The following is a 21,472-nucleotide window of genomic DNA, read 5'->3' on the forward strand; positions in this document are numbered from 1 at the left end:
GGAAATGCCCGATTGAGGTCATGACAGAGGTAGTGGCGTTGCAGCATGATGCACCTGCTTCAATCCAGTAACCGTGTTGCACTCAGCTTCTGCAACCGCCCAACTATAAAGAGCTATGCTCTCAAGAAGCGGTTGCGCTAACCGATACAGTATAAATTAGGCCCCAAGTATTATTTTATTTGCACAAAGGTAATGATTATGTTTTTCAATAAAAACAAACAACTGCTGGACACAGAAAATAAGCTCTCAGAACTACAGTGGCAGCTTGATTCAATAAATCGAAATGTCGCGGAAATCAGATTCAGGCCAGACGGGAGCGTAATCTATGCGAGCAATATCTTTCTAGAGATGCTTGGTTACAAACTCGAAGAAATAGCAGGGCAGCACCACAGAATTTTCTGCGAAAAGAATTATGCTAGCACAGCTGATTATTCGCGCTTCTGGCAGAAATTGGCTGACGGCCATCCTCTATCAGGTTTATTTAGGCGGCTGCGCAAAGACGGTAACTTAATATTGATTGAGGCTACTTATATTCCAGTTCAAAATCAAGATGGAAAAGTTATTGAAATCATTAAGATTGGCTCAGATGTCACTCAGAGAGAAAACGAGTTACTCTCACTAAGAGCCGTCCATGCAGCCATCTCCCGCTCGATGGCGGAGATCGAGTTCACACCTAACGGTGACATTCTGCATGCAAATGAGAATTTCCTCCGTGCTATGGGTTATCGCCTCAGCGATATCAAGGGTCGACACCACCGAATGTTCTGTTTCGATAATTTTTATCAAGAAAATACAAATTTTTGGCAGAGTTTAAAGGGAGGAACTTTTTTCAGCGGGCAATTTGAGCGCAAGACCGCATCGGGAGAGACCATCTATCTTGAGGCCACCTACAACCCCGTCGTTGATGAAGCCGGCCAGGTTGTGAAAGTGTTAAAATTTGCCACCGACGTCAGCTCGCAGAAGCATAAGGCTGATGAAATCCGTCAAGCCGCAGAGCTTTCCTTCACCACCGCCGAGGAGACATCTCAAATTTCCGTGCGGGGCATGGAGTCCCTTGCTAGTTCAATTGAATTATCTCAGAGCACACTTAATTTAATAAACGGTGCGGTTATTTTGATTACACAGCTAAATGCTCAGGCTAAAGATATCGAGAAAATTGTTACCACCATCCAAGGCGTGGCAGAACAAACTAACTTACTAGCACTTAACGCCGCAATTGAAGCTGCCCGAGCGGGTGAAATGGGCCGAGGCTTTGCTGTAGTAGCCGACGAGGTTCGTCAGTTGGCAGCTCGAACTAGCAGTGCCACCGTGGAAATCCAGAATGTGGTAACTGCTAACGGAAAGCTTACTCAGCAACTGAATATAGATATGAACAGCATCGCTAGAAGCGCCGAAGAAAACAACGATCAGATCGCAACTGTAACAACTATTATGCGTGAAATCAGTGACGGTGCAGACCATGTTGCCCGTACCGTATCGACGTTGTTCAAAGACAATAGCTAGTGTCCAGTTTTAGGCAAAATCAGGATCGGAACTTCGAGCCGCAGCGCTACAGAGCCAGAAGCCCAAACTTGGTGACGGCCATCGTGCTATGGAACACGATGTATCTGGAGCGCATCACTTGGGGCTGGTCGAGGCAAGTCGGTGGGCGGCGAGCTGCTGCAATACCTGTTGCCGCTGGGCTGGGAGCACATCAACCTGACTGGCGATTACGTCTGGCGGCAGAGCCGCAGGCTGGAGGTCGGGAAGTTCAGGCCGCTACGATTGCCCGGAAAACCTTAGCGTACGATTTTTTCCGAATTCTGCGGGCACCCCCTGCTGCAAGGCCGCCAAATCCTGCTGGCGTTGCTGACGCTGCTGATCCAGTGCGTAGTGCCGCTGTGCCGACTGGGCCAAATGGGTGCCGAGTTCTGCGAGCCTGTCCTCCAGTGTCTGCAGCCGCGTCTTGCGCTCGGCCTCGCTCTGCTGCAGATCCTGCATTTGCGCGTAGTCTCGCAGTTCGGCATCCATCTGTGTCAGTTGCTGCTCCAATGCCTGGCGCTGTTGCTTGACCCTCTCCAGGGCTTGGGCGGTGGCCAATTGTTCTTGCAGCTGAGCCTGCTGTTGCTGCAGCTCCTGCTGCAATTCGCCCAGTTCCGTCAGAGTGCGTTGCTGATACTGCGCGGGCAGGGCTTCCAGCCGCAGTTGCAGGCCAGGCAAGTTGAGTTGCCGGGCATCAGCATCGGCCAAGGCTGCAATCAGCGCCTTGCCATCGAGATGGAAGTCTTCGCTGCCCAAAGTCAGTACCGGCTTGGCCAGCATCTTGTTCAGCGCACTGAGTTGTTCCGCAGATACGACACCGGCCAGTTGCTGATAGAGGTTCTGCCCCTGGGTGCGCAACTCCTGAGCCAGCTGCGCGGATTCCCGTTCGATCCGGGCCAGCTCGCGCTCGATGGCCGCAGGCGTGCGGCTCTGGGCCTGGCCGATCCGTACCACCAGCGCATCCCGTTGTTCCTGCAGCTCGCGGCGGCGCGCCTCCAACAGGGCGCGTTCAGGGATCAAGGCAAAACGCTGCTGCAACGCGCGCAACTGTTCGCTTTGTTGGCGGAGCTGCTTTTGTTCCAGTTCGCACTCTTTTTTCTCGCCAGCCGACCGCATATCCTCTTCGCGCAGGCGCTGCAGCTCGACATCGCACTGCGCCAACTCATGCTGCAAGGTTTGCTGGCGGGTCTCGTAATGCTGTTGCCACTGACCCAGTGCCGCGTCGATCAAGGGGCGCCAGCACAGCAATTTGCCGCGCAACACCAGGCGGGCCTCCTGCTTCCGTTCCAGTTCGCCAAGGGTGGCTTGCAGCCGCACGGCGGCCAGGTACTGGCTGCGTTCGGCGTTGAGATCGGCGAATGCCTTGTCCCATTCCGCCTTGAAGTCGATGCTGGCATCCGGCAGATCGCGCCGGAAAATCTGCAGCAGATAGTCTTTCACCTCGCTGGAGCGCAGTTTGTCCAGGCGCAGCGTGCGGGTCAGCACCCGCTGAAAAACGCTGGCATCGCTGGCGTGCTCCAGGCGGAAAACGCAGAAATCCTGCTGGCTGGCGAGCTTGCGGCTGCGCCCGCCATAGACCATGTCGGCGAATTCGCTGCTGCTGTAGCTGAACACCCGGCGCCCAAAGCTCGCCAGATGGCTGGCCAGTTGCGGTTGGGGCACCAGGGTGCCATCCGGCAGGCAGAACTCCTCGACCTTCAGCGGCCCGGCATAGGCGAAATACTCGTACTCGAAGCTCACCCCTTTGCCCACGCAACCCAGCACGACGGTGCCGGACTCCGGCAGCGACACCTCCAGCAGCACATAGGCGCTGTTGTTGGGGAAATAGAAGCGCCGGCTCTTGTCTACGTCATGCGCGCCGAAATCCATGCGGCGGCGGTCGATGATCAGCAGAAACTGCAGGGCATTGATCAGGCTGGTCTTGCCGGTATTGTTGGGCGCTACCAGAGAGACCGCACCATCGAGCGGCAGCTCGGCACGCGAGTAGCCGGCGCTGCCCAGCAGGACCAGACGTTGGAACCCGTACTGCATCAGGTGTTCTCCTCGTCGTCTGGTGCATCCGCAGTCCAGTCTTCCGCTGCAGGCGTGCTCTCTTCGTCGCCATCGGTCTTGGCCGTCAACGCCAGGCTTTCGAAATGATCGAGGTAACGGCATACAGCGGGCAGCAGTCGCCAGCCCGCCGGCTCTGGCACTGCAAAGCCGAGGTTGCAGGCGCGGCCCATCAGCTCCACCAGGGCGTCGGGGTTGAGGCCCTCGGCATCCAGCAGGTCTTGCTGTTGCTTGTAGACCTCGGCCAGCCAGGCGCTGTCGATCAGCCAATCGGTAAAGCGCTGCAGGGCCTTGCCGGCGTTGGCCTGGGCATCGAAGATCACCATGAACAGCAAGGCCAGCTGGCGGCTGATCTTGCCGATGTTGCTGTTGGCGTCACTGTTGTGAAACCAGGCAAAGCCCCTGGCATCCAGGCGCAGCTCGAACCCCAGCGCGGCAAACAAGCCGACATAGCTGGCCTCGTGCTGTTCCAGCTCCGCCCACAGCGCGGGCTCGGCCATTCGATTCAGGTGTTTGCCGGAGAGAAACAGGCGGAACAGCTCGGCCAATGCCGGCATTTGCGACAGGGCGGCTGCCAGAGCGTGTGGGATCGTCATTGCGGGATACTCACGCGGTGAGGGTGATGCAGGACGCGAATCGTCTGCAGCGTGGTTTTTTCAGGCTGGCTGGCTGCCTCGAACTGCCAGCCGGGCTCATGTTGCAGGTCATGGAACAGGCGCAGCAGGGTGGCATCCTGCAGGTGGGTGTAATGGCGGTGCAGCCAATCGAGCAGATTTTCCACCGGCAGGCTGCGGGCCAGATGCGCACGAATAGCGGCTTCGTCCACCTGCTCCAGCAAGGGAGCGTCATCGCCAGGCTCATCCTGCGGAAAGGCCACCGCCTGCGGCTGGTATTGGCGCGCGGCAGCCATGATCGCCCGTACCTCATCGCCCAATTGCAATTTGAAACCGCGCTCATTGCGCCAGACGGGGAGTGCGGTCTCATCCGCCGGGCGCGACAGCGCGCGACGCAGACCGCGTTTGCGCACCTGCCCCAACAGCAAGCTGATGGCACTGGTCAGTGCGTTGTGCTGACGCAGCTCTTCGCGTAAGGGCAGCAGTGTATCGGCGCACTGTTGCGCAACCAGCCGCCCAAAGCGCCGCAGTTCCTTGGCCTGGTGCGCCACCTGACGCAACTGCAGGCGATGCGAGTAGAGCGCACCCTGTACCGACAATTGCTCTAGGCTCAAGTCGAGCGCACGCTCCGCTTCTTCCAGATAGCGATAGAAGGTGCCCTGCGAGCCGCTGTCCATCATCTGGTTCATCGGCTCCACATAATGATCGTAGGCTTCCAGCACCTCGCGGTAGCGCTGGCTGATCGGCATGCTGCTGTCGGCGCTTTTGGCGTTTTCCGCCAGCTCAAAGAGCGCGTGCCGGTCCTGATCGAGCTGCAGACTGATCTGGCGGAAGAGTTCTGCCAGCTTGTTGGCGGCTCCGCGCACGCGATCCATGTCGGCCCCGAGCATCCCCTCATTGAGTGCTTCGGTGGCTTCACGGATGGCCGCAACACGCGCCTGCAGTACGGCAGCCAGGCCCAGCTCATGTTCACGGGTGAGGCCGCGCACGAACTCCAGCACATAGGCATTGAGCTGCAGATCGCTGCTGCGCGGCAAGGTTTGCAGGATGTCCGCATTGACCAAGGCACGTAGCACCGCGCCCTGCGTTTCGGCATCCCGTTGCCCGGATACCTTGGCAATGCCGTTCAACACCTGATCGCTGGTCAGCACGGCAAACTCGCGCGACAGCCGCACCAAAAGCTCCACGGTGTCCCAATGGGTGTAAAGCGCGTAGACCAGAGAGCGAGGGTTGGCCATGTCAGTTCAGTCTCCCACCACCGAGCAGGCATGCCCTGTGCGGCATGCTCTCACCCGCCAGCCGCACAGGGCGGCAACCCGGCGCATGGCCGCAGCGGGGTTTCATAAGGTTCAGGCTGGACGCATCGACCATTCGTTGTCCCCACGCCGCCGCGCCCGATTTCTGGCGAAATCGAGCCCAGCGGCCACATTCTTTGTGCTCTCGCGAGCCAGCACAAAGAATGTGCTCATCGCGCCGGGGACAAGCGACTCTCGGCCTGCGTCCCACCCGGAATGTGTCAGGCATGGTGGCAACACTGTGTGCACAAAGTGGCGTCAATGTGGTGAACAGCGTGGCAACATTGTGTTGAACATGGCGGCAGCATTGTGGCGACATGTGGGTCACAGTGTGGCAACAAGGTGGCGCTGACAGCTCAAGCGGTCGCATGGATGAAAGCATTCAGTGCCGCCGCGATGCGTTTACGGCGCTCTTGCAAGAACGCCTTGTAGTGATCCAGTGCCAACAGTTCCTCCTCCACCGGGATGCACTGTGCTGCGAATGGTGTTTCACCGTGCTGCGTCACCAGCGGCAACAGGTAGGTCACAGGCGCTTTGTCGCTGATCGCGCGATTAGTTTTGCCGCCGATGAATGCCAGATTGGCGATGTCGTCGGCCTCGCGAGGGGTGTAGCTGCCGCGCAGCAATGCCTTGGGGAAAATGTGATGAAACTGCAAGCGGTGCTGACTGCCCGAGTGGTCCAGGGCAATGGCCAGGTGGCTGCGCCAATCCTTAGCGCCTGCCGCACGAAACGCCAGGAACATGGTCTTGAACAGCGCGCTGCGCTGGTTGCGCCCCTCCAGCTCTTCCGGCGTGATGTCAAGGCGGCCGAACTGGAGACGCAGCCGGTCGATCAATTCATTGACGCCGCCGCCATTACGGATGGTCGCCAAATCCTGATCCAGAATGGTCTCACTGGAACCCCGGGAGAAACGGCCTTTGGCATTGGCAGCCAAGGCCCAGTAACGTAGCTGCTGCGCCTCTTCCGTGCTGAGGGCATAGTCGCGGCGATGCCCAAAGTAGGCCAGTACCACGAGTAAGAAGGGCGATGACAGCAAGGCAGGGCTGTCGATACCCAGATTGCTGCGTGCGAAATTGAGGGCAAATTCCATCCCCTCGCAGGCTTCTTTCCACGCTTGCTGCAGTACCTCCAGGGTCAGGCTGCCGACGGTCAGAAAACGGGATTGCCCGGTGGCAAAGGCCATCAAATTCTTCAGGTGCAAACCCAGATCCAGCTCGAAACCGTTCTGGGCGCAAGCATTCTGGAAATCCAGGAAGGTCTGCAGCGAGTGCCGCCATTTGGCCGTGATCTGCGCCAGAGCCAGATCGGAGCTGCGCAGCTTGGCGCCCAGCGAGTTGACCCGCACGAAGATTTCCGTGACCTCGTCGTAGGACAGTGTTCGCTCCAGCACGTCCATGCGATACACGTACTTGCGAATGCCGCGTAGCCGGGCCAGGCGCTGACTGTATTTCTCGTAACGCGGATCATCAAAGCCACTGATGCCCGCACGTTTGAGGAAAGGCGCATCGCTGTCGGTCTTGAAGACTTCGGATACCTTCACCCACTGCGGCAACTGCTCCAGCTTCCGGGTCGCCACCACGAAGGTCATTTTGTTGAAGCGCGTCAGCAGTTCGTCCTCGCTGGCGTCGGCCTCGTCGCCGCCCAGCTCGCCTTCCTCATCGACCTCAGCGTCATCGCCGTTCTCATCCACTTCGGTCACGACGGCCAGTTGGTCGGGATGCTCCAGATTGAACAGCAAATCGATGGGCCGACGGCGACCGCGTACCGACACCGGCTCGCCACGAATGACGGCAGATAACGAAGTCAGACGCTGTTGTCCATCGAGCAGCAGGCGGGTGCTCTGATAAGGGTTATTGCTTTGGCTGACGGCAAAGCTTTGCAGGGGCACGGCCTCATCGGTTTCCCATAGAAGGATCGCCCCCGAGGGATAGCCCCGATACAGGGAGTCGAGCAAGTCGCGCACGCGCGTGGAGCGCCAGACATACTGCCGCTGCATTTCCGGCAAGCGCAGCTCACCGCGCTCGATCATGGAGACCAGTTCTTCAACGCTGGCTTCAGCCTTGGCCATGCTTCGTTCCTCTCTATCCTTGATGATGGTTGCCGGCGACACCGGGCCAACCGATCCGCAACACCGTTTCCGAACCCATTTTCATGCTGGCCGCTCAGTAATACTGCCGGATGTAGCTGTAGGCCTTCTCGAACAGCTCCTCATCCGCATGCAGCTTGTACTTGAACAGCGCTTTCCTGAGCGCTTTCTTGACCTCACGCTCGCCGGCCTGCGTACCTTGCCACCCCGGGAACCGGACGAGGCGCACGATCTCGTCGATGTCCGCGACCACGCGTTCGACCATGATGGGCGTCTCGGCCGTCTTGACCTCGTTGAACAGCTCGGTCAGCGCAGCCTTGCCACGATCCTCGTCCTCTTCGGGCGGGACCTCCTTCTCGGCTTGCAGCGTCTCCTTGGCGATCTCCAGTAACTGCTTCAGAAATTCGACGCTGTTGATCTGCCCGGATTCGAAGCGGTCCTTCAGCGCATCGAGCCGCTCCGACAGCTTCTTGAACTTGGGGTTGCCGCCATGCCCACGCAGTCGGCGCTTGAGCTTGATCTCGATCTCCTTGGCCTTCTTCGGGTCGGGGTTCGACAGCACGGCCTCCAGCAGATCAGCGTCCAGCACCAGGGTGTCAAGGTCATCCCGCACGGCGTCCACATGCACGTTCTGGTGGATCAGCTCGATGGTCTTTGCGCCCAGCGAATGCCAGATCAGCTTGCCGTGGCCACTGGAGGGCTGCACCGACTGGTACACCTGCGACAACCACTTGTAGTCCTTCTCGAAGGGGCCCAGAACGGTGTCCGGTGACAGCGCCTCCCAGATCTTGTTGAGCACGCTGTACTCGGCGGCGAAGTTGTCTCGCACCTCGTTATTGGGCAGACACTGCTGCGCAGCGATCAGGCCCTCGTAGCCTTGCAAACTGCGGTCGCAGCCAGCAAAGAAGGCCAGGCATTTCTGCATCGCCTCAGGCAGCTTGTCCTTCAGCTCCTGGATGTTGCTGACCACCTGCTTGACGCTCTGGTCGTCGAATTCCAGCGCTGCTGCCACGTCATCGAAGATGCCGAGGTAGTCGACGATCAGGCCGTGGGTCTTCTGCTCGGAGTAGGTGCGGTTCACCCGGCAGATGGCCTGCAGCAGCGTGTGGTCGCGCAACGGCTTGTCCAGGTACATGGCCTGCAGGATGGGCGCGTCGAAGCCGGTCAGCAGTTTGGCCGTGACGATGATCAGCTTCAGCGGATCGGCCGGGTCGCGGAAGCGATCGAGCAGCCGTTCTTCCTCATCGCGTGAACGGTCATAGGGCGCGTACTCTGGATGTTCCTTCTTGTCCGCCGCCTGCACCGACATCACGATGTCTGTGGCCTCGGGCGGCAAAAGCTTGTCCAACTCGGCCTTAAACAGCAGGCAGGACTCCCGGTCGAAGGTGACGATCTGGCCCTTGAAGCCGTTGGGCTCCACCTTGGTCTGGAAATGCTCGACGATGTCCTCACAGACCTTGCGGATGCGCTCGGGCGTCTTCACCAGCACGGCCATCTTGGCGGCGGTCTTGGCGAGGTTGTCCTTGTCCAGATCCGACAGGCCGCCGGTCAGGTCTTTGTAGGCGGCGTCCAGCGCGGCCTTGTCGATGTGCAGATCGATCAAGCGCGGTTCGAAGTGCAGTTTCAGCGTGGCACCGTCGCGGATCGACTCCTCGAAGCCGTACCGGCTCATGTAGCCCTTCTCATCCTCGTCGGCTCCGAAGGCGTAGAAGGTGTTGCGGTCGGCACGGTTGATCGGCGTGCCGGTCAGGCCGAACAGGAACGCATTTGGCAGCGCCTCGCGCATCTTGCGACCGAGGTCGCCTTCCTGCGTGCGGTGGGCTTCATCTACCAGTGCGATGATGTTGCTGCGGTCGTTCAGGCTGCCCCCTTTTGTTGAATTGGGGCCCTCGCCAAACTTGAAGATCGTGGTGATGATGATCTTGCGCACGTCCTGCGCCAGCAGCTGCTGCAGCTTCTCGCGGCTGTCGGCTTTTTCCAGGTTGGGAATGTCCGCGCCGGTGAAGGTGCCGGTGATCTGAGTATCCAGGTCGATCCGATCCACCACGATCAGCACGGTGGGATTCTTCAGGCCGGCGTGCATGCGCAGCTTCTGGGCGGCAAAGACCATCAGCAGCGACTTGCCCGAGCCCTGGAAGTGCCAGATCAGCCCTTTCCTGGGGTAACCCGCCAGCACGCGCTCGACGATCTTGTTGGCCGCTTCAAACTGCTGGTAGCGGCAGATGATCTTGATGCGCTGCTTTTTCTTGTTGGTGGCGAAGAGGGTGAAGCTGCCGAGGATGTCCAGCACCACATGCGGGCGCAACATGCTTTCAGCGGACAGCTTGAGCGACTTCAGCGGGTGGTGCTGACCATCGTCACCGTCGCCATCCAGATGCCACGGCCCCCAATCCTTGACCGGCAGGCCGATGGACCCGTAGTGGTAGGCCTTGCCCTCGGTCGCCACCGAGAACACGTTGCAGACGAAGAGCTCAGGCACGAACTTCTCGTAGTCGTCGTGCACCTGCACCGCGCCATCGACCCAGCTGATGCACTTCTTGACCGGCGTCTTGGCCTCGATCAGCACCAGCGGCAGCCCGTTGACCAACAACACCAGATCGGCGCGGCGCTCGGTGGGGCCTGCGCGGTAGATGAACTGCTGGGTGACGATGTACTGGTTCTGCGCCAGGTCATCCAAGTCGATCAGCCGCACCGGCACATGCTCGTTGTTGGGGCCGAAGGGCATCGAGCGCTCACCGCGCATCCAGGCGGTCATTTCCTCGTTGGCGCGGATCAGCCCATCCGATCGCACCGACAGCACGATGGCGCGCAGCTTGTAGAGCACCTCGTCGGCGCGGTCGGGCTGGGCGGCAATCTCGGGGTTTAGGCGGATCAGCGCATCCCGTAGCCAAGGTTCGACCAGCACTTCCTGAATCTGGCGCGGCACCTCAGACGGAGCAGCGTAGCGCCAGCCGATGCCTTTGGGGCTGGGACCGTAGCTGGCTTGAGGTTCCTGGGCGGTGTTGGCCGGGACAGCCTTGACTGGGCCGGCGAGCAGATCGCGGACGTAGGCTTCGACGGTGTTGGATTCGTTGAAAGAGCTCACTCTGCGTCCCCCGCAATTTCTGCCAGCAACTGCTTCTTCATCTCCTCTGCGGAAGAGCGGCGCACCATCGCTGCTCTTTCCGCGGACTTCGCGCACGCAATCTCCTCCAGCAGCTGCTTCTGCACCTCCAAGGGCGGTAAAGGCAGACGAACACGGAGTAAGTTACTGGCGTTCACGTTCGCCTGGCTTACCGCTTTCGTCGCATATGCAAGAACTTGTCGACGCCCGAAATCAGAGTTCAGGTAAAGCGTGAGGAACTTCGGTTCCAGCTTTTCAGGGATAGTCTTGATCCGTACCAGGTACGAAGCAAAGACGTGATCGCCCTCGAGCTCGTACACTCCTGTTCGGCCAACTAGCTCATAGCTGTTTGTCCGGTTGAAAAGCACATCGCCGTCGACCAGCCGATAGGCTTCGAAGTCTTTCTCGCTGAGGTCTACATACTTGATGTCATTTTCGACGCAGAGCCCATCTTCAATATTCATCATTCGCAGCATCGGATATTGACCGTCCGATCCGGCGTTGATTGAGAGGCCGTACTGGGTCCCCTGAACGACTGAGCCAAGGTCGACAACTGGCCATTCCCGATTCAGCACGTCGGACAGCAATGAACGAACAAGCTTGTCGGCGGAGCCGCCTATCTTCCGATGCGACTCAGTCGTGCGCTCTATCGCTTGAAGCAGATCAACAAGCCTTACTTGTTCATCAATTGGCGGTAGCGCGAACTCCTGAATGGCCATCGTTTTCCAATTGATTGTGGGCGACAGTGAGCCAACAGATATTTCCACTGCTCGCTTCATAAACAGATCGCTCTGCATGAAGAAGGGCAGGAACTCCGGCAGCACGACTTCGGGCTTGGCACGCAGTACCATCGCATGGGCCGAGCAGATGCCATCAAATTCTGCAACACCGAGCTTGCGCTGGTAGGCGCGACGGCGTCCGAAAATGATGTCGCCCTTCTTGAACATCAGCTTGGTGGCTTCCACATCGTCCGGCGAACCCCAACGGCGAATCTTCAGTGAGTCGGAATCCAGATGTTCCAGGCCAACGTAGTGCTCCATGCCCGACTCGGACGGGTTGTCGATGCGGACATTGACGTTCGTCGCCATCTGCTCGAAGCGCCAGACTTTCCAGCCGGGTTTCAAATCCCTTTCAATCATTACGCTTGTCCTCTGGGGCAACATACGCCTGGTGTGGATGTTTGGCGCTTTCCGGGTAGCGGAAACGTAATTGGCCGTCACGCACCATGGGGATCAGATGCTTGTTACGCAGATAGTCACGGTCTTTACCCAGCAAGGTTGCAAGTTGATCACCGCTCTGGGGCGCCCACTGGCACAGGCGGCGGATACCGTTACGCAAGGCTTCGCTGCTGATCCGGCCCTGCAAGGTTGCAAGTAAGGTTGCAAGCTCAGGCGGCAAGGTTGCAAGCTGAGAGTTGCATGCTTGCTGGCCCGCTACCGCCTCTGCAGGCTGAGGCTGGCCAACAGGAGGGGTGTCTGCGGGGACATCCAACGGCAGCTCTGACTGTGCGCTCTCCAGAGTCGGCCGAGGCTCATTACCGGCCAGGGTGTAATAGGTGCGACTGCCTGCACCCCGCTTCTCAAGCAGGCCCCGGTCGCGCAGCCGGCGCAGTACCATGCTGGCGGCCAGGGTATCCGAGCCACAGAAGTCGCGGCAGGCGGTGTTATCCACCGCGCCGGTTGCCCGCACATAGATCAGCACCTTGGCTTCGTCGGGGCCCTGTGTGCTGCCCGCATAATTGCGCAGCCAGGTGTGGTCTTCTTCGGTGAGCAGGTTGTGCAGAAACAGGGTGAGCTTAAATTCATTGGCCTGCCGGTCTGAGTGGAACTCTGGCAGCGGCAAGCCTGCATCCGCAGCCAGGCGCCGCATGGCACGAATCCCCGTACCCTTGGCTTCGGCCAGATGCAGATCATGCAGCACTGCTGCAATGGCTGGGTTGCGCAGACGTGAACCTGGCAAGCCCAGCTGCGCTGGCTCCTTGAGGGAGTAGCCGACGTTACGAATTTCGATGCGGTTGCTGTAGCGAATGATCTGCGTTGGGCTGTGTAGGGTGTAGTTGCGGTGCATGGCGGCATTGGCCAGCGCCTCGCGGATCACCTTGCGCGGCAGAATGGGCTCTTGCACGCTCTGTAGCTGGCCCTCTGGCAGGCGAAAGCCTTTAGGCAGCTCATCAATAATGCTGGCTTCGGCGAGCGGCAATGCCAGTATCAGGGGCTTGCGGATGTCGATGGATTGGAAGCGATTTTCTGGATCTTCGACCCATTCGTTGCCCGGTACACGTATGTAGTCAATACGCACCATGGGCAGCAATCTGCGCAAAGCTAGCGGTTTACCGAACAAAACGATGCCAGCCAATGTGGGTTGCAAAACACCATCCACACGCCTTAGTGCCCCCAGGGCTTCGAGCATGTCTTCGTCGCCATAGTCCAGCTCTTCGGCCTGGGGGTTGATGCGGGCACGCTCACGCCGATACGCGGCAATGGCGGTCGGGTCAAAGTCGTCGGCGCGGGCATCAGAAAGAATGCTTGAATCAGGGCCATGCAAGGGCTGGCTTTCACCACGCAACACCCAGAGGTCTTCATCGACGCAGCGCTGGTCGCTTGAGCCGATGCGGCGGTAAGCGCCGCCTGGTAGGCCCGTAGCTTTTTTGTAGATGGGTTTGTGAGTGACGTCAGCCTCGGGCACATACACCACCAGCAGCGTCTTGCCACCCACCTGCTCCAACTGCATCTCTGGCCGCAGAGCGACGTTGAGCATGCTGGCACACTGGCTGGCGAGATCACGCTGCACCTTGTCCGGATCGGGCAACCCCACCGGCCGGTACACGGTATCGCCCTTGTCGTTGATCGCCCAGTCCACGCCCAGTAGCAGGTAGCCGCCATCCAGGCTGGGCTCGTTGGCAAAGGCGATGACCGTTTCCATCACCGATTTACCCATGTCGCTGGCACGCTTGGCTTCGATGCGGGCGGACTCGTCCACCGCATTGAGTTCATCCAGTAGATCGGTAGCGCTACGCATCGGCAGCCTCCTGAGCGACGAGACCATCGAGCGTTTCGACCAGCGCATCCATCTGTTGCCAGAACGCGCGGCCATCGGTTTGCCATTGGTCCCAGGCAGAGCGCAGCGATACCGCGTCACCATTGCTGTCGGTGGCGATGGCGGCAGCAATGCGCTTCACGTACAGCGGGATCGAGAGGTTGCCGGCATTGGCACCGATTTCGGCCAGAGTGGCGACCTTGGCGAAACCGGGCACATCGGCAAACGTCTTGTAAGCGGTCAGGATGCGCTGCTGGTGCTCGGGCTTCAGAAAGCTCTGCGCCCGCTCCCGGGTGACCTCATTCACCGCGTCGATGAAGATCACCTTGCCCTTGCGAGCGGCGGCCTTCTTGCGGTTGCAGATGAGGATGCACGACTCCATCGGGGAGTTGTAGAACAGGTTGGGGCCCAAGCCGATGACGGCCTCGACCCAGTCCTGCTCGACCATCTTGGCGCGCATGGACTGTTCTTCGTTACGGAACAGCACGCCGTGGGGCCAGAGCACGGCGCAGCGCCCCTTGGCGGTGAGGCTGGTCAGGATGTGCTGCTGGAAGGCGTAATCGGCGCGGCCCTGCGGCGGCGTACCCAGCGAGTTACGGCCCCACTTGTCACTGCTCCAGGCCTCGCGATTCCACTGCTTGATGGAGTACGGGGGGTTGGCCAGGATCACGTCGAACTGGCGCAGGCGATCGCCTTCGATGTGTTTGGGTTCGGCCAGGGTGTCACCCCGAATGATCTCGAAGTCCTCCACGCCATGCAGGAACAGGTTCATGCGGGCAATGGATGAGGTGATGAGATTGCGCTCTTGCCCGTAGAGCTTGAGCGTGCGGTACTCGCCGCCCGAGCGCTTCACTTCGTCCAAGGCCGAGATCAGCATGCCGCCGGTGCCACAGGTAGGATCGTAGATCGACTCACCCGCCTGCGGTGCCAGGAGTTGCGTCATCAGGTGGACGACGGTGCGGTTGGTATAGAACTCGGCTGCCGTGTGGCCTGAGTCGTCCGCGAACTTCTTGATCAGGTACTCGTAGGCGTTGCCGAGCTCGTCTTCGGGCACGTTGGCCACTGAGAGTGTCTGGGTCGAAAAATGCTCGATCAGGTTTTTCAGCGTTTCATCGGGCAGGCGCTCGCGGTTGGTCCACGGCGCATCGCCGAAGATGCCGTCGAGCAGATCCGGGTTGGCGCTTTCGATGGCGCGCATGGCCTTCTGGATGGCGGCACCGACGTTCTTCGGGGTCTGGCGTATATCGTTCCAGTGCGCGCCCTCGGGAATCTGGAAGCGGTGGTTCTCCGCGAACTGCGCGTAAGAGAGGTCACCGCCTGAGTTGGCCAGCGCCGCCTGGTATTCCTCGTCCCAGACATCCGAGACCCGCTTGTAAAACAGCAGCGGGAAGATGAACTGCTTGTAGTCACCCGCGTCGATGAGGCCGCGCAGCAGCACGGCGGCGCCCCACAGGTAGCTTTCGAGTTCCTGTTGGCTGATGCGTTTGGTGCTACGAGCTTTCTCTTGTTCCATCTGGGCAAACTTTTCCTTCAGTCGAGCGCGCGCAGCATTAGCCAGTTCTTCAGTAAATATCTTGTTGTCTTTGAATGGGCGGTCCGAACTCATTGCAGCCATCCCCCTTCAGTCATGACCTGCGCGAGCCGCTCTTCGGCTTCACGGCAGCGGGTGAGCGCGTCCTTGAATGCCGCGATGGCAGCGGGCAGCGGCGGGATGTCTTCCTGCAATGGCGGAAGAACATAGCGCGAGATGTTCAGCGTCCAGTCCTCGGCTTTGATCTCGTCGAGACTGACTACCCGGGCCGCGTCCTGCACGTCAGCAAAGCCGCGATACCAGCTGAGGATTTCGGTGGCGTGCTCGGGCTCCAGATAGTTTTGCGCGCGGCCCCGGCGGAACAGGCGCGACGCATCGGCGATCAGCACCTTCTTCTTGTGCTTGGCCGGCTTGCGCTTGCGCAGAACCAGGATGCACGCGGCGAGCCCGGTGCCGTAGAAAAGGTTGGGCGCCAAGCCGATCACCGCCTCGACCAGATCCATCTCCAGCAGCTTCTGGCGGATGTTGCCTTCCACACCTTTGCGGAACAGGGCGCCCTGGGGCAGCACCACAGCCATGCGGCCGCTGACGTCGGCCATCGACTTGACCATGTGCTGCACCCACGCGAAGTCACCGCTGGATGAAGGCGGCAGACCGGCAAAATTGCGGCCGAAGGGATCGTTCAGCCACAGGTCCTCGCCCCACTTTTCCAGCGAAAACGGCGGATTGGCGATGACGCAGTCGAAGGTGGCCAGCCGATCGACCTCGAAGAAGGCCGGGTTGCGCAGCGTGTCGCCGCGCACCACCTGGAAATCTTCAATGCCGTGAAGGAACAGGTTCATCCGCGCGATGGATGAGGTGGTGAGGTTTTTCTCTTGTCCGTACAGCTTGCCCCACAGCCGCTTCACGTCGCCATGCTGTTCCTTCACGTGCTGCACGGCGGCCAGCAACATGCCGCCGGTACCGCAGGCCGGGTCGTAGATGGTTTCGGCTTCCTTGGGATCGAGCATGTCGATCATCAGCCGAACGACGCTGCGCGGGGTGTAGAACTCGCCGGCCTTCTTGTTGGTGGCGTCGGCGAACTTCTTGATCAGGTATTCGTAGGCGTCGCCGAGCAGGTCCGAGTTGACGTTCTTGTTGCCAAGCGGCAGCTTGGAGAAATGCTCGATCAGGTCCTTGAGCAAGGCATCGGACAGCCGCTCCTTGTTTGACCACTGGGCATCGCCGAACACGCCGTACAGGGTGTCGGGGTTGGCTTTCTCAATCTCGCGCATCGCGCGCTGAAGGGCCGTCCCGACATTGCTGGCCTTGGTGCGAACGTCGTTCCAGTGGCAGTCTTCCGGGATCTGGAAGCGGTGCGACTCCGGAAACCAGGCCAGTTGCTCGTCGCCGGTCTCATCGACGATCTCCTGGTACTCCTCGTCCCAGACGTCGCAGATGCGCTTGAAGAACAGCAGCGGGAAGATGTAGGTCTTAAAGTCAGCCGCATCCACCGGGCCGCGCAGGATGTTGGCGGATTCCCAGAGGTGGCTTTCAAGCTGGTTGAGTGTGATTGTCGAAGCTGCTTGCGTCATTTGGATGGCGTGCTCCTGACTGGCGTTTTCGCGAGGCCATCGGCGTGCAGATCGTGCGCGCGGGCATACTCCAGCACCAGGATTTCGATCATCGAAGCCACCGAGCGGCGCTCGCGCTCAGCCGCCAAGCGCAAAAGCTGCTTGATCTCAGCGGAGGTGCGGATGGATAGGGTTTCGTCCTTCAGGCGTGACATGGCAGCGTCTCGTCAGTAATGTCATGCAAATGTACTGCATTTTGCTCCACCTCGCCACGATTCTCGTCAGGGCGTAGATTCCGTGCTTGAGGCTGCTCGATAACACGGCACCTTAGCGGCGGTCGGCTTTACAGGGCGCTCAGCCTCGATGACGATGGGTTGCAGTGCATGCCGGCTGCTGGCCTGATTGGCTTGGCCGTAGTGTCGCCGTGTCTTGGCGCTGGCATGTCCCAGCCCCTGGCTGACTGAGTCCGCAGCCGCGTGCCGTTTCAGGTCGGCTGCCCATTGGTGGCGCAGGCAGTAAGCCGTGATAGCGTGCTTGTGCTTCGGCCAGAGGCTATGTGCTAGCCGACGGACTTCGACGGTGAAGTTGACCGGGCTGTCAATGCAAACGAGCAATTCCCGCCGCCCCGCTAGCCGGATGCGCAGCGCCTCCAGCAATGGATGGGGATCGTGTGCGCCATAGGCGATCAAGCGGTGCGGCTGGCCTTGATGCGCCTTGACCTTGGCGCCATCGATCTCGAATCTGATCTCGCCCATGCCGCTGCGCGGATTGTCCACCCGGCGAATGTACACGCCTTGCCGGAGCTCTTCCGGGCGGCAGCCGGTCAGCGCGGCGACCAGAGTCGCATCGGCATACTTGCCTTTCGCAGCGCGCCGATACAGTTGCTCGCGCCAGTCGCCGGGGAGGCCGCGCAAGGCTTGCCGCTTGCTGGCACGCTTGCGGCGCTCACCGGCAGAGCCGCTTTGCCGGGCCATATCGAACTCGCGCAGAAATGCACGCTGTTGTTGCAATTGGGCTTGGATGGCCATGACTTGCAACTCGTCCACAGGTTGAGCAGAGAGCGCGGAATGCAGGCTTTTCAGGCGCTCGACAAGATCGGCGTACAGGCAGTAGCGAAGCGCTGCGACGCGCTTGTAGTAGGTTGTCGGACGCTGGGTGGCCGTGATGACTTCGGCCATTCCACCTTCGGCGTAGCGGGCACGCAACAGCAGCGTTCGGCCGAGCTGGCGATAGTCTTGCCTGGTCTTGCTACTCAAGCTGGCAAACTCATCGGCCGGGAGCATGGCTTGCATCTCGCGCCGGCACGATTCGATCAGCGTAAGCATCTCATCCGCGTCGATCATTGCTTCCGGCCATGAAACATCGCTTTCAAATCGGCGATGGCCTTTGCGCGTTCAGCCTTAGCTTTTTGACGCTCGGCTTCTGACTGTTGCACAGTGGGGCGCGATGCCGCTACTTCCATCGCCTCCTGTCGGTTCTTTCGCCAGCGAGCGATATTCGGCGCGAACTCAGCGATGAATTCTCCCGCGACAGCGCTATTCATCACGGCCAGCAACCATGAGCGGACGGAGCGGATGCCCGCATGCTTGCCACTGCCGGCCGCCGATAGCACGCCAGCCAGCTCGTCGGCGACAAGCTGTATCTGTTCTGCCGTGAGCGAGGGCCCGAAGCGGCGGGTTACGTCGCCTATGACGCGCAGGTAGGGTAGAAGGGAAGGGTGCGACAAGTCCAAGGGCGCGGAAGCCTCGCCAATTTTCTGAGAGTTATCCACAGCCCCGGTCTGTAGTAGTGGTTTTATATTTTTAACTACTACTTCTTCCTTGTATTCACCTACACCTATATCACCGCCCTGACCGGCGACGGATGTGCCGTCCACGGTTTCTCCGTCGCCGGCCAAGCCGGCCATGGATGTCTGTGGCGCCTTTTGCGAAACGGGTGTCAACACGGACTCCCATCGCCAAAGCCCTTCCTCGTCCTGAAACTTCCTCCGCGCCAGGTAGCCGGCATCTTCAAGCTCGCGCAGGATGCGGCGGCAAAGGTCTCGCCCAAGATGGCCTTTCGCTCGCGACTGATCGTGCAGCACGCGCGGCAGTGCGACAGCGCGCAACTGCCAGTTACGGCCTAGCGAGAGCAAGTGGCAAGCCACGCCTCGGGCTTCATAGCTCAACCGGGAGTCGCGTAACAGGCTGCAAGGCAGAGACCACCAGTATTCGGCGGAGTCGTCAATGCGGATGCGGCTCATGACTTCGCCCTCTGGCGAGCCAGACAACCGGCGTGCTCACGCTCCGCCGCCTGGGTCTCAAGCCACGCCTCGATCTCGTGGGCAAAAAAGCCAATCGAACGGCCGCCAGGGCCTAGCCGAACTGGCTTTGGAAAATCTTCAGTCTGGCAAAGTCGCCATAGGGTTGTCCGGCTGACCGAGATCTTCGTGCAGACATCCTGCGTCTTGATGATTTGCATGCTGTTCCTCTTAACGTGTTGAAACACGAAGGGATCATGCAAAAGATCTGGTTATGAAGTCAGGGAGCACGGTTGTCACCTGCACTCCCTATTCTCGGGCCTGAAATCACCCAGCATGCAAACCGGTGTCGAGCAGTGGCCTCAGCTGTGCCAGTCGAATGTTTCACAAAATGGCCGAGACAATCCAAGCTCGTATCCTTGGCAAGATGCCGTAAGGATGCTGCTTGTGGGCAGGGTTGGTTCACGTCCCTCGGAGACGGCTTTCATTATCTGGGACATGTAAAGATTGGGCTCTATCACTGTTTTCTTCAGCAGCACCCTGACTACAACTCCATCGATAGCGACGGTAAATCCTTTGCTGAAACGCCCCAGATAGTGATTGGCGCGATGAGCAGGCGTGGTTTCAGCATCGGCCTTCATGCCGCCTGCAGCATAGATGGCGCCGAGGAGATAGGCGGATGGCTCGTTCTTGCTGTTCACCGAGTGGTACTCGAACTCCTTGCTCCACTTGATCGGAATTCTGAATTGCTGGCAGGTGACGATAAATTGCTTCGCGATCAGTTCCTTGGCCTCATGTTCTCTGCTTGCTCCGGACGCTGATAGTTGCCTGCTCACGGAGTGTAGCGACTCGCAGAACAGCTTATGGGTAGGCAGGTCCTTCCTCAGAAATTCGGGTAATAGCGCTGCCGACTCTTCGTCCAGGCTTCGAAGCGCCTTGCTTAACCGGGACGCCGCATCTCGGAGTCTTTTTAGTTGCTCAAGTGTGCCTTCTTCAATTTCAGGGGGCGGCATCGTACGCCAACGAAAACTTTCTGCCAGCCGCAGAAAAGCATTTACACATTGCTCGCGGCGCTGAACGCCATATCGGTCGCAGGTTGCCTCTGCTCTGGTGCGCAGCTCGGCGACGGCATCGGAGTTGGGAATATCTGGAGCCATGATCTTTGTGGTCATGCCTGTGCTTGCTCTTTCCATTCGTCCAATCTGTCCGCCCATTCCTGCATCATGGTGCGGCGCTCATCGAAATAGGTGGCGTGGTTGTAGGTACGACGCACATTGTTCTGGTCGGCATGGGCAAGCTGCGCCTCGATGGCATCGGGGCGGTAGCCCATCTCGTTAAGACGGGTACTGCCGCTGGTCCGCGTGGCGTGTGGGCTATAAGCGCCACTCCACCCCAAAACCTTGAGCGCCTGGCGAAGCGATGCGGCGGACATAGGGGCGTTGCGATCATCCCGGCCAGGAAACAGGTGCTTGCGGTTGCCGGTAATGGCATGCAGTCCTTTGAGCATCTCCACTGCCTGTCGTGGCAGAGGCACGACGTGCTCCTTGCGCGCTTTCATGCGCTGCGCCGGGATACGCCAAACAGCCTTCTCAAGGTCAAACTCATCCCAAGCCGCTTCGGCCACTTCGCTCGGTCGCGCCAAGGTCCACCACATCAGTTGCATGCAATGACTTACCTGAAAGCTGCAACGGTGGTTTGCGACGTCACTCAGCAGTTTGCCGATCTGCTCTTTACTCAGCGCCGGTTTGTGCTGGGTCTTGTTTGCTGGTAGCGCCTTGCGTACCGGCCAAACCGGGTCGCTGTCCGCTCGCAGGGTGGCGACGGCGAACTCGAATACGGCGGACATGGTGCGCCGCGCCTCGGCGGCGACCGTGGGGGCGCCACGCTTTGCTGTTTTCTGCAGGATGTCCAGGACATGGGCTGGCGTTATTTCGCGAGCCGGCATATTGCCGATACTGGGGAACACCACGCGCTCCAGCATATCCAGACGCCGGTTCTTGGTGACATCTTCCCAGTCCTTTGTCTGCAGCCACTCCTTGGCGACGATCTCGAAGGTGTTCTTTGCTTCGCTGGCTTGCCGGATGCGGTCGAGCTGCCTTTGCTGGGCGGGATTGATGCCTTGCTTGACCAGTTTGCGTGCGGCCTCGCTGCGTTCCCTGGCTTCAGAGAGCGTAACGGCAGGGTATTCGCCAAGCGCAAACATGCTGGCCTTGCCATCCAGTGTGAAGCGGTATCGCCAAGCCTTGACTCCGTTGGGCTTGACTTCGAGGTAGAGCCCGCGCTGATCATTCAAGCGGTAGAGCTTCTCCTTGGGCTTGGCGTTGCGGCAGTGCGCGTCGGTAAGCATGGTGGCTGACTCCTTGTCATGGCGACAGCGTCACTATACTCATTTATTCGCACGCCATCCAAAAACTGTACTCACCATCGTACTCAGGCATGCTTTG

The 21,472-nt window shown here is 59.6% G+C and carries 16 protein-coding genes and 1 pseudogene; 2 read left to right on the top strand and 15 right to left on the bottom strand.

Annotated features, from left to right (window positions below; translation table 11 throughout):
* Positions 1–198 precede the first annotated feature (198 nt).
* The gene (locus A9513_RS36710; RefSeq protein ID WP_016486921.1) at positions 199–1,503 is read left to right on the top strand and encodes a PAS domain-containing methyl-accepting chemotaxis protein; all 1,305 of its coding nucleotides are present in this window, start codon (positions 199–201) and stop codon (positions 1,501–1,503) included.
* Between the two features lie 14 nt (positions 1,504–1,517).
* A pseudogene (locus A9513_RS34720) lies at positions 1,518–1,782 on the top strand (Tn3 family transposase); the annotation flags it as partial.
* Here A9513_RS34720 and A9513_RS07845 read toward each other — a convergent pair.
* From A9513_RS07845 to A9513_RS07915, 15 genes are all read right to left on the bottom strand, one after another.
* Positions 1,759–3,552: a hypothetical protein gene (locus A9513_RS07845; protein WP_255302830.1), complete on the bottom strand. Its 1,794-nt coding sequence runs from the start codon at positions 3,550–3,552 to the stop codon at positions 1,759–1,761. The pseudogene A9513_RS34720 and the gene A9513_RS07845 overlap by 24 nt on opposite strands.
* Positions 3,552–4,166, bottom strand: a complete 615-nt coding sequence (locus A9513_RS07850) for a hypothetical protein (protein ID WP_026146252.1) — start codon at positions 4,164–4,166, stop codon at positions 3,552–3,554. Before A9513_RS07850 ends, A9513_RS07845 begins: the two co-directional genes overlap by 1 nt.
* Positions 4,163–5,422 carry a hypothetical protein gene (locus A9513_RS07855; RefSeq protein WP_065084406.1) on the bottom strand — a complete coding sequence of 420 codons (1,260 nt, stop codon included), beginning with the start codon at positions 5,420–5,422 and terminating at the stop codon, positions 4,163–4,165. Before A9513_RS07855 ends, A9513_RS07850 begins: the two co-directional genes overlap by 4 nt.
* Before the next feature lie 413 nt (positions 5,423–5,835).
* Complete coding sequence (locus A9513_RS07860; protein ID WP_065084407.1) at positions 5,836–7,548, bottom strand: DUF262 domain-containing protein; 1,713 nt, start codon at positions 7,546–7,548, stop codon at positions 5,836–5,838.
* A gap of 94 nt (positions 7,549–7,642) precedes the next feature.
* Positions 7,643–10,651: a type I restriction endonuclease subunit R gene (locus A9513_RS07865; RefSeq protein ID WP_065084408.1), complete on the bottom strand. Its 3,009-nt coding sequence runs from the start codon at positions 10,649–10,651 to the stop codon at positions 7,643–7,645.
* Positions 10,648–11,808: a restriction endonuclease subunit S gene (locus A9513_RS07870; protein ID WP_065084409.1), complete on the bottom strand. Its 1,161-nt coding sequence runs from the start codon at positions 11,806–11,808 to the stop codon at positions 10,648–10,650. The genes A9513_RS07865 and A9513_RS07870 overlap by 4 nt, the downstream gene beginning before the upstream one ends.
* Positions 11,801–13,687 carry an ATP-binding protein gene (locus tag A9513_RS07875; RefSeq protein WP_065084410.1) on the bottom strand — a complete coding sequence of 629 codons (1,887 nt, stop codon included), beginning with the start codon at positions 13,685–13,687 and terminating at the stop codon, positions 11,801–11,803. Before A9513_RS07875 ends, A9513_RS07870 begins: the two co-directional genes overlap by 8 nt.
* The gene (locus A9513_RS07880; RefSeq protein ID WP_065084468.1) at positions 13,680–15,218 is read right to left on the bottom strand and encodes a class I SAM-dependent DNA methyltransferase; all 1,539 of its coding nucleotides are present in this window, start codon (positions 15,216–15,218) and stop codon (positions 13,680–13,682) included. The genes A9513_RS07875 and A9513_RS07880 overlap by 8 nt, the downstream gene beginning before the upstream one ends.
* An 89-nt stretch (positions 15,219–15,307) precedes the next feature.
* Positions 15,308–16,810 carry a class I SAM-dependent DNA methyltransferase gene (locus A9513_RS07885; protein WP_065084411.1) on the bottom strand — a complete coding sequence of 501 codons (1,503 nt, stop codon included), beginning with the start codon at positions 16,808–16,810 and terminating at the stop codon, positions 15,308–15,310.
* Positions 16,807–17,004: a hypothetical protein gene (locus A9513_RS07890; RefSeq protein WP_021250014.1), complete on the bottom strand. Its 198-nt coding sequence runs from the start codon at positions 17,002–17,004 to the stop codon at positions 16,807–16,809. The genes A9513_RS07885 and A9513_RS07890 overlap by 4 nt, the downstream gene beginning before the upstream one ends.
* A 66-nt stretch (positions 17,005–17,070) precedes the next feature.
* Positions 17,071–18,132 (bottom strand): site-specific integrase, encoded by a 1,062-nt coding sequence (locus A9513_RS07895; protein ID WP_065084412.1) that lies wholly within the window; start codon positions 18,130–18,132, stop codon positions 17,071–17,073.
* Complete coding sequence (locus A9513_RS07900) at positions 18,129–19,031, bottom strand: hypothetical protein (protein ID WP_065084413.1); 903 nt, start codon at positions 19,029–19,031, stop codon at positions 18,129–18,131. The genes A9513_RS07895 and A9513_RS07900 overlap by 4 nt, the downstream gene beginning before the upstream one ends.
* A complete protein-coding gene (locus A9513_RS07905) occupies positions 19,028–19,249 on the bottom strand; it encodes an AlpA family transcriptional regulator (protein WP_065084414.1) in 222 nt (73 codons plus the stop codon). The genes A9513_RS07900 and A9513_RS07905 overlap by 4 nt, the downstream gene beginning before the upstream one ends.
* A gap of 141 nt (positions 19,250–19,390) precedes the next feature.
* On the bottom strand, positions 19,391–20,200 hold the full coding sequence (locus A9513_RS07910; RefSeq protein WP_034085895.1) for a hypothetical protein: 810 nt from the start codon (positions 20,198–20,200) through the stop codon (positions 19,391–19,393).
* The gene (locus tag A9513_RS07915; protein WP_065084415.1) at positions 20,197–21,375 is read right to left on the bottom strand and encodes an integrase arm-type DNA-binding domain-containing protein; all 1,179 of its coding nucleotides are present in this window, start codon (positions 21,373–21,375) and stop codon (positions 20,197–20,199) included. Before A9513_RS07915 ends, A9513_RS07910 begins: the two co-directional genes overlap by 4 nt.
* Positions 21,376–21,472 lie beyond the last annotated feature (97 nt).

It is taken from the genome of Pseudomonas sp. AU12215, from assembly GCF_001675465.2.
In the GTDB taxonomy this organism is placed as follows: domain Bacteria; phylum Pseudomonadota; class Gammaproteobacteria; order Pseudomonadales; family Pseudomonadaceae; genus Pseudomonas; species Pseudomonas nitroreducens.